Source organism: Streptomyces gottesmaniae, assembly GCF_031845845.1.
Taxonomy (GTDB): Bacteria; Actinomycetota; Actinomycetes; order Streptomycetales; family Streptomycetaceae; genus Streptomyces; species Streptomyces akebiae.
Genome location: NZ_JAVRFJ010000049.1, coordinates 45462 through 60256, shown reverse-complemented (window position 1 = coordinate 60256; position 14795 = coordinate 45462). Strand labels below are relative to the sequence as shown.

At 68.8% G+C, this 14795-nt stretch carries 11 protein-coding genes; 10 read left to right on the top strand and 1 reads right to left on the bottom strand.

The window, feature by feature from the left end:
- The first annotated feature begins 67 nt into the window (after positions 1-67).
- Positions 68-1354 carry an ATP-dependent Clp protease ATP-binding subunit ClpX gene (gene clpX, locus RM704_RS38790; RefSeq protein ID WP_033526460.1) on the top strand — a complete coding sequence of 429 codons (1287 nt, stop codon included), beginning with the start codon at positions 68-70 and terminating at the stop codon, positions 1352-1354.
- Positions 1355-1420: 66 nt separating this feature from the next.
- On the opposite strand, the gene RM704_RS38785 is transcribed toward clpX, so the two are convergent.
- The gene (locus tag RM704_RS38785; RefSeq protein WP_033526461.1) at positions 1421-2374 is read right to left on the bottom strand and encodes a hypothetical protein; all 954 of its coding nucleotides are present in this window, start codon (positions 2372-2374) and stop codon (positions 1421-1423) included.
- Between the two features lie 137 nt (positions 2375-2511).
- On the opposite strand from RM704_RS38785, the gene RM704_RS38780 reads away from it, so the two are divergent.
- The 9 genes from RM704_RS38780 to rodA all read left to right on the top strand — a co-directional run bounded on the left by RM704_RS38780 (position 2512) and on the right by rodA (position 14718).
- Complete coding sequence (locus tag RM704_RS38780) at positions 2512-5136, top strand: valine--tRNA ligase (RefSeq protein WP_033526462.1); 2625 nt, start codon at positions 2512-2514, stop codon at positions 5134-5136.
- Positions 5137-5366: 230 nt separating this feature from the next.
- Positions 5367-6875, top strand: coding sequence for a bifunctional tetrahydrofolate synthase/dihydrofolate synthase (folC, locus tag RM704_RS38775; RefSeq protein WP_033526463.1), 1509 nt, complete (start codon positions 5367-5369; stop codon positions 6873-6875).
- 10 nt (positions 6876-6885) lie between these two features.
- Positions 6886-7239 carry a DUF4233 domain-containing protein gene (locus tag RM704_RS38770; RefSeq protein WP_033526464.1) on the top strand — a complete coding sequence of 118 codons (354 nt, stop codon included), beginning with the start codon at positions 6886-6888 and terminating at the stop codon, positions 7237-7239.
- Between the two features lie 76 nt (positions 7240-7315).
- On the top strand, positions 7316-7729 hold the full coding sequence (ndk, locus tag RM704_RS38765; protein WP_033526465.1) for a nucleoside-diphosphate kinase: 414 nt from the start codon (positions 7316-7318) through the stop codon (positions 7727-7729).
- A gap of 434 nt (positions 7730-8163) precedes the next feature.
- Positions 8164-9183, top strand: coding sequence for a rod shape-determining protein (locus RM704_RS38760; RefSeq protein ID WP_005479350.1), 1020 nt, complete (start codon positions 8164-8166; stop codon positions 9181-9183).
- A gap of 174 nt (positions 9184-9357) precedes the next feature.
- Complete coding sequence (mreC, locus tag RM704_RS38755; protein ID WP_033526466.1) at positions 9358-10311, top strand: rod shape-determining protein MreC; 954 nt, start codon at positions 9358-9360, stop codon at positions 10309-10311.
- Between the two features lie 28 nt (positions 10312-10339).
- Positions 10340-11011: a rod shape-determining protein MreD gene (gene mreD, locus RM704_RS38750; RefSeq protein ID WP_033526467.1), complete on the top strand. Its 672-nt coding sequence runs from the start codon at positions 10340-10342 to the stop codon at positions 11009-11011.
- A 183-nt stretch (positions 11012-11194) separates the two neighbouring features.
- The gene (gene mrdA, locus RM704_RS38745) at positions 11195-13525 is read left to right on the top strand and encodes a penicillin-binding protein 2 (protein ID WP_033526468.1); all 2331 of its coding nucleotides are present in this window, start codon (positions 11195-11197) and stop codon (positions 13523-13525) included.
- A complete protein-coding gene (gene rodA, locus RM704_RS38740; protein ID WP_033526478.1) occupies positions 13522-14718 on the top strand; it encodes a rod shape-determining protein RodA in 1197 nt (398 codons plus the stop codon). The genes mrdA and rodA overlap by 4 nt, the downstream gene beginning before the upstream one ends.
- Positions 14719-14795: the final 77 nt, after the last annotated feature.

Below are 14795 nucleotides of genomic sequence, written 5' to 3'. Positions count from 1 at the left end.
AAGGCAGCACCAGGAGCCGCTGGATTGCAATCGTCCAGGCGACTCCCAGGCGAAGGGGAAGCACACCGTGGCACGCATCGGTGACGGCGGCGATCTGCTCAAGTGCTCGTTCTGCGGCAAGAGCCAGAAGCAGGTCAAGAAGCTCATCGCAGGGCCCGGTGTGTACATCTGCGACGAGTGCATCGACCTCTGCAACGAGATCATCGAGGAGGAGCTCGCCGAGACCAGCGAGGTTCGCTGGGAGGAGCTCCCGAAGCCCCGCGAGATCTACGAGTTCCTGGAGGGATACGTAGTCGGTCAGGAGCCGGCCAAGAAGGCGCTCTCCGTAGCTGTCTACAACCACTACAAGCGGGTCCAGGCCGGTGAGAACGGCGGCGGTCAAAGCCGCGAGGACGCCATCGAGTTGGCGAAGTCCAACATCCTTCTGCTGGGCCCCACGGGCTCCGGCAAGACCCTCCTCGCCCAGACCCTCGCGCGCATGCTGAACGTCCCGTTCGCGATCGCGGACGCGACCGCGCTGACGGAGGCGGGGTACGTCGGCGAGGACGTCGAGAACATCCTGCTGAAGCTCATCCAGGCGGCCGACTACGACGTCAAGAAGGCCGAGACCGGGATCATCTACATCGACGAGATCGACAAGGTGGCCCGAAAGAGCGAAAATCCGTCCATCACCCGCGACGTATCGGGTGAGGGCGTCCAGCAGGCGCTGCTGAAGATCCTGGAAGGCACCACGGCGTCGGTCCCGCCCCAGGGCGGTCGCAAGCACCCGCACCAGGAGTTCATCCAGATCGACACGACGAACGTCCTGTTCATCGTGGGCGGTGCCTTCGCGGGCCTGGAGAAGATCATCGAGTCGCGGGCCGGCGCCAAGGGCATCGGCTTCGGCGCGACGATCCGCTCCAAGCGCGAGCTGGAGTCCAAGGACCAGTTCGAGGACGTCATGCCGGAGGACCTGGTCAAGTTCGGCATGATCCCGGAGTTCATCGGCCGCCTCCCAGTCATCACCTCGGTCCACAACCTGGACCGCGAGGCCCTGCTCCAGATCCTCGTCGAGCCCCGCAACGCGCTGGTGAAGCAGTACCAGCGTCTCTTCGAACTCGACGGCGTGGAGCTGGACTTCGAGCGCGAGGCGCTGGAGGCCATCGCCGACCAGGCCATCCTCCGCCAGACCGGCGCCCGTGGCCTGCGCGCCATCATGGAGGAAGTCCTGATGTCCGTGATGTACGAGGTCCCGTCCCGCAAGGACGTGGCCCGAGTCGTCATCACCGCGGACGTCGTCCACTCCAACGTGAACCCGACCCTGATCCCGCGGGACGCGCGGGGGCGGGGGCCGGGGGAGCAGAAGACGGCGTAAGCCGCCGACGACACGCCGACATCGAAAGGGGCCCCGGTCAACAGACCGGGGCCCCTTCGAGGTTGATCAGATCTTGACGCGAACTTCGTTGCGGAGCTTGGCCGTGATGTCGGCCGCGTCCTCGGGATCGGTGCTTTTGCCCGCGGCGATGTCGGCGAACTCCATCGGCAGGACGAAGCCGAGGGTGCTGTAGTCGCCCCACACGCAGTAGGTCATGTTCACCTTCTTCGGCTCGGTCGCCGAAGTGCTGCCGGAGTTGTCCATCTGGACCTCCTGGCACTTCAGGACGGCACCGTCGAGGGCCTCGGGCGTGTACTCCTTCGGGTCGCCGACGAAGGTGACTTCCTCCTCCTCCTTCTGGGCGTCCTTCTTCATGAAGGCGAAGAATCCGTCGACCGCCGCCTCCGGGTCCTCGATCTCGCCGTAGACGCCACCGAACGAGAGCATCTTCCCAGCGAGCGGGTTGCTCTCATCGCCCGACTGGTAACCGGCGCTGACGTCCTTGGGGTTCTTGACGCCCCAGTTCTCGGCGTCCTTCAGATCGTCCTCGGACATGGCGCCGCTGTCGCCGCCGCTGTCCCCCTTCTTGTACTCACCGAGTACCGTCGCCGGCGTCGTCAGCTTGTGCGGCCCGTCGTCCGCGATGTCCGCGCCGCCACCGCCGCCGAGGACGAAGTACGCGCCCACCGCGACCGCCGCCACCACCGCGACCGCGCCCAGGATGATGCCGACCTTCTTGCCGCCACCGCCGGAGGGCACCGGCGGCTGGGGCACCGTCGGGTAGGGCTGCTGGCCGTACGGGGCCTGCTGCTGGCCGTACGGCGGGGTCTGGGGCGGAACGCCCTGGGGAGCCTGCTGGGGGTAGCCGTAACCGGGCTGCTGCGGCGGCGCCTGCTGCGGGTAGCCGTAGCCGGGCTGGGGGGCGGCCTGCGGCGGCTGCTGGCCGTAGGGGCCCGGCTGACCGTACGGTCCGGGCTGCTGGGGCTGCCCGCCGTACGGGCCCGGCTGGTTGTGACTCATGTTCTGGGTTCCCCTCCAGATGCTTATGTGTTCCTGACATCCTGGCGCAAACACGAGGGGTCCCACGCACCGGGGGTCACACCGTTACGGAAGAATCCGGTTTCGGGACCACCCCGTGACACCCCTAAACTGGGCGGGTGACCGAGAACGCTCAGCAGCAGCCTCCAGCGCCCGCCACCGATCTGCCGACCCAGTACACGCCGGCCGATGTAGAGGGGACGCTGTACGAGCGCTGGGTAGAGCGCGGTTACTTCACGGCCGACGCCAAGAGCGACAAGCCCGCGTACACCATCGTCATCCCACCGCCGAACGTCACCGGCAGCCTGCACCTCGGGCACGCCTTCCAGCACACCCTCATGGACGCCCTCACGCGCCGTAAGCGCATGCAGGGTTACGAGTCCCTGTGGCTCCCCGGCATGGACCACGCCGGCATCGCCACCCAGAACAAGGTCGAGCAGCAGCTCGCCGAAGAGGGCAAGTCCCGCCACGACTTGGGGCGCGAGGAGTTCGTCGAGCGCGTCTGGCAGTGGAAGGAGGAGTACGGCGGCAAGATCCTCGGCCAGATGCGTCGGCTCGGGGACGGAGTCGCCTGGGACCGTGAGCGGTTCACCATGGACGAGGGCCTGTCCAAGGCCGTCCAGACCATCTTCAAGCGGCTCTACGACGACGAGCTGATCTACCGCGCCGAGCGCATCATCAACTGGTGTCCCCGCTGTCTCACCGCGATCTCGGACATCGAGGTCGAGCACCAGGAGGACGCCGGCGAGCTGGTCTCCATCCGCTACGGCGAGGGGGAGGACAGCCTCGTCGTCGCCACCACCCGCGCGGAGACGATGCTCGGTGACACCGCCGTCGCCGTCCACCCGGACGACGAGCGGTACCGCCACCTGATCGGCAGGCAGATCAAGCTGCCGTTGACCGACCGCTCCATCCCGGTCGTCGCGGACGCCCACGTCGACCCCGAGTTCGGCACGGGCGCGGTCAAGGTGACCCCGGCGCACGACCCGAACGACTTCGCGATCGGCCTGCGCCACGACCTGCCGTCCCTGACGATCATGGACGAGCACGGCGTCATCACCGTCCACGGCCCGTTCCTCGGCCAGGACCGCTTCGAGGCCCGCTCGGCCGTCGTCGGCGCGCTGCGCTCGCAGGGCCGGATCGTCGCCGAGAAGCGTCCGTACGTCCACTCCGTCGGCCACTGCTCGCGCTGCAAGACCACCGTCGAGCCGCGCCTGTCCATGCAGTGGTGGGTCAAGGTCGCGCCCCTGGCCAAGGCGGCCGGTGACGCGGTCCGCGACGGCCGCGTCAAGATCCACCCCGAGGACATGTCGAAGCGCTACTTCGACTGGGTGGACAACATGTTCGACTGGTGCATCTCGCGCCAGCTCTGGTGGGGCCACCGGATCCCCGTCTGGTACGGCCCGAACGGCGAAACGGTCTGCGTCGGCCCCGACGAGGAGCCGCCCACCGGCGAGGGCTGGACCCAGGACACCGACGTCCTGGACACCTGGTTCTCCTCCGGCCTGTGGCCGTTCTCCACGCTCGGCTGGCCCGAACAGACCGAGGACCTGCGGAAGTTCTACTCCACCGACGTCCTGCTCACCGGCCACGACATCATCTTCTTCTGGGTCGCCCGGATGATGATGTTCGGCCTGTACGCGATGGACGGCGAGGTCCCGTTCAAGACCATCGCGCTGACCGGGCTGGTCCGCGACGAGCGCGGCAAGAAGATGTCGAAGTCCTTCGGCAACGTCGTCGACCCGCTCGACTGGATGGACAAGTACGGCTCCGACGCGCTCCGCTTCACCCTCGCGCGCGGCGCCAACCCGGGCACCGACGTCCCGATCGGCGAGGACTGGGTCCAGGCGTCCCGCAACTTCGCCAACAAGATCTGGAACGCGACGCGCTTCGCGCTGATGAACGGCGCGACCGTCGAGGGCCCCCTGCCGGAGGCGTCGAAGCTCTCGGCGACCGACCGCTGGATCCTCGCCCGCCTCAATGAGACGGTCGAGCAGGTCGACGCCTACTACGAGGACTTCCAGTTCGCGAAGCTCAGCGAGGCGCTGTACCACTTCGCGTGGGACGAGGTCTTCGACTGGTACGTCGAGCTGTCCAAGACGACGTTCATGGCGGGCGGCGAGCCGGCCGAGGTCAGCAAGCGCGTCCTGGGCGAGGTCCTGGACGTCACCCTGCGCCTCCTCCACCCGGTCATCCCGTTCGTCACCGACACCCTGTGGACGACGCTGACCGGCGGTGAGTCCCTCGTCATCGCCGACTGGCCGAAGGACAGTGGGTTCCGTGACGACGCCGCCGAGCGCGAGATCGAGCTGGTCCAGCAGGTCGTCACCGAGGTCCGCCGGTTCCGCGCCGACCAGGGTCTCCAGCCCGGCCAGCGCGTCCCGGCCCGGCTGACGCTCGACGGTACGGCGCTGGCCCCGCACGAGGCCGCGATCCGTCAGCTCCTGCGCCTCCAGCCGGAGGGCGAGGGCTTCGCGGCCACCGCGACCCTGCCGGTGGCGGGCGCCGAGGTCGCCCTCGACCTCTCCGGTGTCATCGACGTCGCCGCCGAGCGCAAGCGTCTCGCGAAGGACCTCGCGGTGGCCGAGAAGGAGAAGGCCCAGGCCACGGCCAAGCTCGGCAACGAGGCGTTCCTCGCGAAGGCGCCGGACCAGGTCGTCGACAAGATCCGGGGCCGCCTCGCCAAGGCGGACGAGGACATCGCCCGCATCGCCGCACAGCTGGACCGGCTGCCGAAGGCGTAACCGATCGTAGACAGGCGTAGGCCCCCGGTGCTCCTCAGGCACCGGGGGCCTTCGCACGCTGGGGGACCGCGCGAGTCGGCGCTCAGGAGGCACCGCCCGCCCACCCGTGGCCGGCCCAGCGGCACGACTGCCCGCGGCCGAGCATGCCCCACCCGCAGCCGCCGCACGACCCGCATCCCGCAGCCATGAGGCGCCCAGGCTCGGCGAAGACCCACCCGTAGACTGACCCCGTGAGCGAACGCAGTGAGCAGCAGCCCGACCCGAGCGACCCGTTCGAGGAGATCATCGCCGCGGAGACCGACCGGGATCCGGACCTCGCGGTGATCGAGGCCGGCAGCCGTACCCTGCGTGCCCAGGGCGGCGCACCGCAGTCCGACGTGCCGACCAGGCCCGCCGACCCGGCCGTCGACAAGGCCCTGCGCGAGGTCGAGGCCGACCTCGCGACCCGCTGGGGCGAGACCAAGCTGGAGCCGTCGGTGACGAGGATCGCCGCACTGATGGACGTCCTGGGCGAGCCCCAGCGCTCGTACCCCTCCCTCCACATCACCGGCACCAACGGCAAGACCTCCACCGCCCGCATGATCGAGGCCCTCCTCGGCGCCTTCGAACTGCGCACCGGCCGGTACACATCCCCGCACGTCCAGTCGATCACCGAGCGCATCAGTCTCGACGGCGCCCCCATCTCGGCCGAGCGGTTCATCGAGACGTACGAGGACATCAAGCCGTACATCGAGATGGTGGACGCGGCCCAGGAGTACCGGCTCTCCTTCTTCGAGGTGCTCACCGGCATGGCGTACGCCGCCTTCGCGGACGCGCCCGTGGACGTGGCGGTCGTCGAGGTCGGCATGGGCGGCTCCTGGGACGCCACCAACGTCATCGACGGGGACGTCGCCGTCGTCACCCCCATCGACCTCGACCACACCGACCGGCTCGGGACGACGCCCGCCGAGATCGCCGTCGAGAAGGCCGGGATCGTCAAGCAGGACGCGACGGTGATCCTGGCGCAGCAGCCGGTGGACGCGGCGCAGGTGCTGCTGAAGAAGGCCGTGGAGGTCGACGCGACCGTGGCCCGCGAGGGTCTGGAGTTCGGTGTCGTCTCGCGGCAGGTCGCCGTCGGCGGACAGATGCTCACCCTGCGTGGCCTGGGCGGCGAGTACCCCGAGGTCTACCTCCCGCTGCACGGCCCGTACCAGGCGCACAACGCGGCCGTCGCGCTCGCCGCCGTGGAGGCGTTCTTCGGCGTCGGTTCGCAGCGGCCCGAGCCGCTCGACATCGAGACCGTCCGCAAGGCCTTCGCGGCCGTCTCCTCGCCGGGCCGGCTGGAGGTCGTACGGCGGTCCCCGACCGTCGTCCTGGACGCCGCGCACAATCCGGCGGGCGCCCGGGCCACGGCCGAGGCCGTCGGTGAGGCGTTCGACTTCAGCCGGCTGATCGGTGTGGTCGGGGCGAGCGGCGACAAGAACGTACGGGGTCTCCTGGAGGCCTTCGAGCCGATCTTCGCCGAGGTCGTGATCACCCAGAACTCCAGCCACCGGGCGATGGACGCCGACGAACTGGCCGGCATCGCGGTGGAGGTCTTCGGCGAGGAGCGGGTGCAGGTCGAGCCACGGCTGCCCGACGCCCTGGAGGCGGCGATCACGCTCGCCGAGGAGGGGGGCGAGTTCGCGGGCGCCGGCGTTCTCGTCACCGGTTCCGTCATCACCGTCGGCGAGGCCCGGCTGCTGCTGGGGAAGGGCTGAGTTCCACGACATGCGTACTCTCTGTGCTTCGACACTGATCGGCGAGTTCTTCGTGATCGGCTTCGCCGGGCTGGTCGCCATGAAGGACCCGGATATGACCATGACCACGGTCTGGACGGTCAGCGGCATCGCCATGTTCCTCTGCGTCCTGCTGTGCGGTCTGGCCACCAGGCCCGGTGGGATCCAGCTCGGCTGGGCGCTCCAGATCGCGCTGATCCTCTCCGGGTTCTTCGTTCCGACGATGTTCTTCCTGGGCGCGATCTTCGCCGCCCTGTGGTGGGCCTCGATCCACTACGGACGGAAGATCGACGAGGCCAAGGCCCGGTTCGCCGCCCAGGCCTCGGCAGAGGCGGGCGCATCCTGACGCTGCGTAATACGGTGCCGGACTCGCCCTGTAGCCTCTGAGCTCCGCACCCGTGTGAAACGAAGGAGTCACCACAGTGAGCCAGCGCACCCTCGTCCTGCTCAAGCCCGACGCCGTACGGCGGGGCCTGACCGGCGAGATCATCAGCCGTATCGAGCGGAAGGCCGGCTGGCAGATCACCGCGCTGGAGCTGCGGACCCTGGACCAGGACACGCTGGAGCAGCACTACGGCGAGCACAAGGGCAAGCCGTTCTACGAGCCGCTCGTGGCGTTCATGGCCTCCGGTCCGGTCGTCGCGCTGATCGTCGAGGGCGACCGCGTCATCGAGGGTGTGCGCGCGCTGGCGGGCCCGACCGACCCGATCGCCGCCGCGCCCGGCTCCATCCGTGGCGACTACGGCGTGATCGTGCGTGAGAACCTCATCCACGCCTCGGACTCCGAGGAGTCGGCCGAGCGCGAGGTCAAGATCTTCTTCCCCGGGCGCGCGTAGTAGCGTTCGCGACGGCGGGGGCCGGCGAGTCCGCTCGCTCCCGCCGTCCGAACACTTCTGGAACACGCGGAACATCCTCGGGAACACCCGGAGCAACCTCTGGAACTCCCGGGGCACTTCTGGAACACCCGGCCACCACCCACACGGCCTACACCCCGGCTGACCAGCCAACCCGCCGAAAATCCGGCCGTACAACGGCATATGCGCGGCGATCGGGGGAACGTGCACCCCCGGTGGACCGTCTCCAGAGGCGAGGCGGCGCATCGCATGCCCACAATGGCGAAGACCCTCGCGCAGTGTTCGTGCGGGCGAGACTACGATGTAAGCCTTCACGTCACAGCACCCACTTCGCCGACCCGGAAAGCCCTGAAAAGCCCTCAAAAGCCGTCAGTGCTCCGCTTGGGAAGGCCACACGAATCCTGATGGGGAACTCAATGTCGTTCATCGGCCGTGACATGGCTGTCGACCTCGGGACCGCCAACACGCTGGTGTACGTCAGGGGTCGCGGGATCGTACTGAACGAGCCGTCCGTCGTCGCGATCAACACCAACACCGGTGGCATTCTCGCGGTCGGCGCGGAAGCGAAGAAGATGATCGGGCGGACCCCCGGCAACATCGTTGCCGTACGTCCGCTGAAGGACGGTGTCATCGCCGACTTCGAGATCACCGAGCGGATGCTCCGCTACTTCATCCTGAAGATCCACAAGCGGCGGTATCTCGCCCGTCCTCGGGTCGTCGTCTGCGTGCCGTCCGGCATCACCGGTGTCGAGCGTCGCGCCGTCATCGAGGCGTCCTCCCAGGCGGGCGCCCGCCAGGTGCACATCATCGAGGAGCCCATGGCCGCGGCCATCGGCTCCGGCCTGCCGGTCCACGAGGCCACGGGCAACATGGTGGTGGACATCGGCGGCGGCACCACGGAGGTCGCGGTCATCTCCCTCGGCGGCATCGTCACCGCCCAGTCCATCCGCGTCGCGGGCGACGAGTTGGACAACGCGATCATCCAGCACATCAAGAAGGAGTACTCGCTCCTCCTCGGTGAGCGGACGGCCGAACAGATCAAGATCACGATCGGTTCGGCGTACGACCTCGACGCTGACGAGCACACCGAAATCCGCGGCCGGGACCTGGTGTCCGGGCTGCCCAAGACCGTCGTCATCTCCGCCGGGGAAGTGCGGAAGGCCATCGAGGAACCCGTCAACGCCATCGTCGATGCCGTCAAGACGACCCTCGACAAGTGCCCCCCGGAACTCTCCGGCGACATCATGGACCGGGGCATCGTCCTCACCGGCGGCGGCGCCCTGCTGCGCGGTCTCGACGAGCGGCTGCGCCGGGAGACCGGAATGCCGATCCATATCGCCGAGGACCCGCTCGACAGCGTGGCGCTCGGCTCCGGCAAGTGCGTCGAGGAGTTCGAGGCGTTGCAGCAGGTGCTCGACGCGCAGCCCCGCAGATGACTTCACCCTTCGATTCCGCCGTACGGGACGTTCTCCTCTCGTGCGGCGGATCGTTGATATTGAGGCATAAGCTCCCACAAAGCGCCCCTGTCGTTCCCGTATCGGGATTCCCAGGGGCTACCCGAATTCCCCAATTCCTGTCGAATTCCTATGAGGAAGGCACGGCCGCCGCACGTGAGGGACACACGAGAGAGCCGGCTGCTCCTGGTGCTGCTGATCGCCGTCGCGTTCGCGCTGATCACGGTGGACATCCGCGGCGGAGAGGACTCACCGGTCGACGGTGCCCGACGTGCCGCCGCCACCGTCTTCGGCCCGATCGAGGACGGTGTGTCGACCGCCGTCGACCCCATCGGCAACGCCATAAGCGCCGTCCGTGACTCCGGCTCCCGCCACGACCGCCTCGCCGCGCTGGAGAAGGAGAACGCCGAACTGAAGGCGGCCCTCGGCAGCGACGACCGCAACGGCAGCAGGGTCGAACAGCTCGACAGGATGCTGAAGACCGCCGCGAACGGCCGGTACGGCATCAAGGGCGCCGAGGTCATCGCCATAGGAGCGGCCCAGGGCTTCTCCTGGACCGTCACCATCGACATCGGCACCAACGACGGCATCACCCGCGACATGACCGTCCTCAACGGCAACGGGCTGGTCGGCCGCGTCACCACCGTCGGACCGAACACCGCGACCGTCCTCCTCGCCAACGACCCAGACTTCACCGTCGGCACCCGGATGGAGGCCACCGACGAACTCGGCTTCGCCTCCGGCCAGGGCGACCGGCCCCTGCGCGTCGAACTGCTCAACGGCAAGGCCAAGGTGAAGGAGGGCGACCGCCTCGTCACCTTCGGCTCCCAGGCCGACAAGCCCTTCGTCCCGGGCGTCCCGGTCGGTGTCGTCTCCCGCGTCGACCCCTCCGGCGGCGACCTCACCCGCACGATCTACGTCAAGCCGTTCGTGGCCTTCACCCAGTTGGACATCGTCGGCGTCGTCGTCCAGCCGCCCCGCAAGGACCCGCGCGACACCGTCCTGCCGACCAAGCCGAAGGCCACCCCCACGCCCACCGTGACGGTCACGGTCACACCGGGCGCGGGCGAACCCGGCGACGGCACCGACGGACAGCCGCAAGAGCAGTAGACGTAGGACAGTAGGAGCTGACCCCCTGATGCGCTTCAACCGGATGCTGCTCTCCACCACCCTGGTGATCGTCGCCCTGGTGATCCAGGTGAGCGTTCTCGCCAGACTCCATCTCCCGGGCGCCGTACCGGACCTGGTGCTCCTCACCGTGCTCGGCCTCGCCCTGGTCTACGGCCATGTCGGCGGCGCCCTCATCGGCTTCGGCGCCGGGCTGCTGTCCGACCTCGCCCCACCCGCCGACCACGCCGCCGGACGGTACGCCCTGGTCCTCTGCGTCATCGGCTACCTCGCCGGGCTGGCGAAGCCCGAGACGGGCCGCCTGAAGTCGGCGACCGGGCCCATGGCCGTGGTCGTCGTCGCCGCGCTCGGCGCGACCCTGCTGTACGCCGGTGTCGGCGCCCTCGTCGGCGACGACGCGGCTCGCCACGTCGGCCTGTCCAGCCTGCTGTTCACGGCCGCCCTGTACGACCTGCTGCTCGCGCCCTTCGTCGTGCCCGGCGTCATGGCGCTCGCCCGGCGTGCCGAGAACGACCCGCTCGCCGATACGGGCAGCGCAGCCAAGGCGTCCGACGTCTCCTCCGGCTGGCTCTCCTCCGGCACCGGCCTGCGCATCGGCAGCCAGCGCGGCGGACTCCGCATCAAGGCCGCGCGCTCACGGATGGCCAGGGCGGGACGCATCAAGGGGGTCAAGCGGCTGTGACGGCACCGCACATGACACATGGGACGGACGCGGAGACACACGTGGGAACCGATCACCGTCGAGCGGTGTACCCCATGTACCAGCACTCTGCGCGGCACCCGCACCATCCGCACCGGCATCACCGGTGCACGCACCGCACGTTCGCGCACGGCACGTTCACGCACTGAGAGGGGGAGACAGGCAGTGACCAACATCCCGGAGACCGGGCGGACACCACGGGTCCAGATCCGGCTCGTCATCATCCAGATCCTCGTCTTCTCCCTTCTCGGCACCCTCGGAGGCCGCCTCTGGTACCTCCAGATCCGTGAGGGCGACGCCTACGCCAAGGAGGCCTCCGGCAACCACGTCCAGCAGGTCGTCCAGCCCGCCGTGCGCGGCTCGATCCTGGACGCGCGCGGAGTGCCGATCGCGGACAACGAGACCCGCCTGGTCGTCTCCGCCTCCCGCACCGACCTGCTGAAGATGGACGACGACGGCAAGGCCGTCCTCACCAAGCTCGCCGGCGTCCTGGACATGAAGCCCCAGGACGTCATGGCCAAGGTCCGGCTCTGCGACTCGGAGACCCCCCAGCCCTGCTGGAACGGCTCGCCCTACCAGCCGATCCCCATCACCGACGAGGCCACCGCCAAGCAGGCCCTGCAGATCCGCGAGCGCTCCGAGGACTTCCCCGGCATCACCGCCGAACCGCAGGCCGTCCGCCGCTACGCGAGTCCCGGCGGCTCCAAGACCTCGCAGGTCCTCGGCTACCTCTCCCCGGTCACCGACGAGGAGATCACCAAGGCCCAGGACACCGACTCGCCGTATCTGCGCTCCGACCAGGTCGGCCGCTCCGGCCTGGAGCGCCAGTACGACAAGGAACTGCGCGGCAAGGCCGGCGTCACCCGGTACGAGGTCGACAACCTCGGCCGTGTCATCGGCGAGGCCGAGGCCGACCCCGCCCAGCCCGGCGCCAACCTCGTCACCAGCATCGACGCCCGGGTACAGCGCATCGCCGAGTACGAACTCAACGAGGCGATGAAGGAAGCCCGCAAGCAGAACGACCGCAACACCGGGACGAACTACAAGGCCGACTCCGGTGCCGTCGTCGTGATGGAGGCCAAGACCGGCCGCGTCGTCGCCATGGCCTCCAACCCGGACTACGACCCGAACGCCTGGGTGGGTGGCATCTCCGCCAAGGACTACGCCAGGCTCACCGGCAAGAAGTCCAACTACCCGCTGCTGAACCGCGCGATCCAGGGCCAGTCGGCCCCCGGCTCGGTCTTCAAGGTGATCCCGACGGCCGCCGCGGTGAACGCGGGCTACTCCTTCAACGGCCCGTACCAGTGCTCCAGTTCGTACTCGATCGGCGGCCAGGTCTTCAAGAACTTCGAGTCCCAGAGCCACGGCGCGATCAGCCTCGGCCGCGCCCTGGAGGTCTCTTGCGACACCGTCTTCTACCGCCTCTCCCACGAGGAGTGGAAGCGCGACGGCGGCACCAAGCCGAAGAAGAACGCCAAGGACTGGTTCTACAAGACCGCCCACCAGTTCGGCCTCGGCGCCGAGACCGGCATCGACCTGCCCAACGAGGTCACCGGTCGCATCCCCGACCGCCAGTGGAAGCAGGACTACTGGAAGGCCAACAAGGACGCCTGGTGCAAGTACGGCAAGAAGGGCGGCTCGTACGCCGAGCAGATCGCCTACGAGAACTGCCTCGAAGGCAACCGCCTGCGCGCCGGTGACTCCGTCAACTACTCCATCGGCCAGGGCGACACCCTGGTCACCCCCATTCAGATGGCCACCATCTACGCGGCCATCTCCAACGGCGGCACCCTCTACGACCCCACGGTCGGCAAGGCCATCGTCAGCGCCGACGGCAAGAACGTTCGGGAGATCGAGCCCAAGGCGCACGGCAAGCTGCCGATGACGAAGCAGACCCGCGACGAGATAGACGAAGCTCTCGAGGGAGTCGCCACCCGGGGTACGGCGGCCTGGCGCTTCCAGGGCTGGCCGCAGGACAAGATCCCGATGCACGCCAAGACCGGTACCGCCGAGGTCTACGGCAAGCAGACGACCTCATGGTTCACCACGTACACCGAGGACTACGCGATCGTCATGACGATCTCCCAGGGTGGTACGGGCTCCGGCGCCTCGGCACCCGCCGTGCGCAAGCTCTACAACGCGCTCTACGGCGTCTCCGAGGACGGAAAGATCGACAAGAGGAAGGCCCTGCTGCCCACCCCGCAGAAGGGACTGCCGAAGATCGAGTCCGACGGCTCGATCGACTCCCCGAAGCTGGAGACCTACCCGCCGAAGAAGTCGGAGAAGGAGGCCGCCGAGGACGGCACCCAGGCCGTCGCCGCGGGGCCGGGCGCCCTGCCGGTCTCCTTCGACGCCCCGGCGGCGATCCTCGGTACGCGTGGCGGCGGCACCAACCGCGCCGCACGCCGACGCGAAGACCGCGGTCGACGGCGTACGGGCGGCGGAGGCCGTTGCGGCGGCCGCGGCAGCGGCACGGGACGGAGGAGGTCCGGATGACCGGCAACAGCTTCTCCGTCTCCGGGTACGGGCCCGAGCGCACCGGCTGGACCCGGCTGTTCGCCCGGGACTCGCTCGCCCGCCGGCTCGACTGGCCGATACTGTTCTCGGCCATCGCGCTCTCGCTGATCGGCGCGGCCCTCGTCTACTCGGCGACCCGCAACCGCACCGAGCTCAACCAGGGCGACCCGTACTACTTCCTGCTCCGCCACCTGCTCAACACCGGCATCGGCTTCGCCCTGATGATCGGCACGGTCTGGCTGGGCCACCGCACCCTGCGCACGGCCGTGCCCATCCTCTACGGCATCTCGGTGCTGCTGATCCTGCTGGTGCTCACCCCGATGGGCGCGACCATCAACGGCGCGCACGCGTGGATCGTCATCGGCGGCGGGTTCTCGCTCCAGCCCTCCGAGTTCGTGAAGGTCACGATCATCCTGGGGATGGCGATGCTGCTGGCGGCCCGGGTGGACGCGGGCGACAAGGCCCACCCCGACCATCGCACGGTCGTCCAGGCCCTCGGGCTGGCCACCATCCCGATACTGATCGTGCTGCTCATGCCCGACCTCGGCTCGGTCATGGTCATGGTGGTCATCGTGCTCGGGGTCCTGCTCACCTCCGGCGCGTCCAACCGCTGGGTCCTGGGCCTCATCGGCACGGGCGCGCTGGGCGCGATCGCCGTCTGGCAGCTCGGAGTGCTCGACGAGTACCAGATCAACCGCTTCGCGGCCTTCGCCAACCCCGAACTCGACCCGGCAGGCGTGGGCTACAACACCAACCAGGCCCGGATCGCCATCGGCTCCGGCGGGCTGCTGGGCACCGGCCTGTTCAAGGGCTCGCAGACCACGGGACAGTTCGTGCCCGAGCAGCAGACCGACTTCGTCTTCACCGTGGCGGGGGAGGAGCTCGGGTTCGTGGGCGCCGGGCTGATCATCGTGCTGCTCGGTGTCGTCCTGTGGCGTGCCTGCCGCATCGCCCGCGAGACCACCGAGCTGTACGGCACGATCGTCGCCGGCGGCATCATCGCCTGGTTCGCCTTCCAGTCGTTCGAGAACATCGGCATGACCCTCGGCATCATGCCGGTGGCGGGGCTGCCGCTGCCGTTCGTGTCGTACGGCGGTTCGTCGATGTTCGCGGTGTGGGTGGCGGTGGGGTTGCTCCAGTCCATCAGAGTGCAGCGCCCCATGTCGGCGTAGGGCACGGCGCTCCTTCGGGGCAGGCCGTCGCTCCCCACCGGGGGCATGATGGTCTGCCCCTTTGCCGAATATGCGAC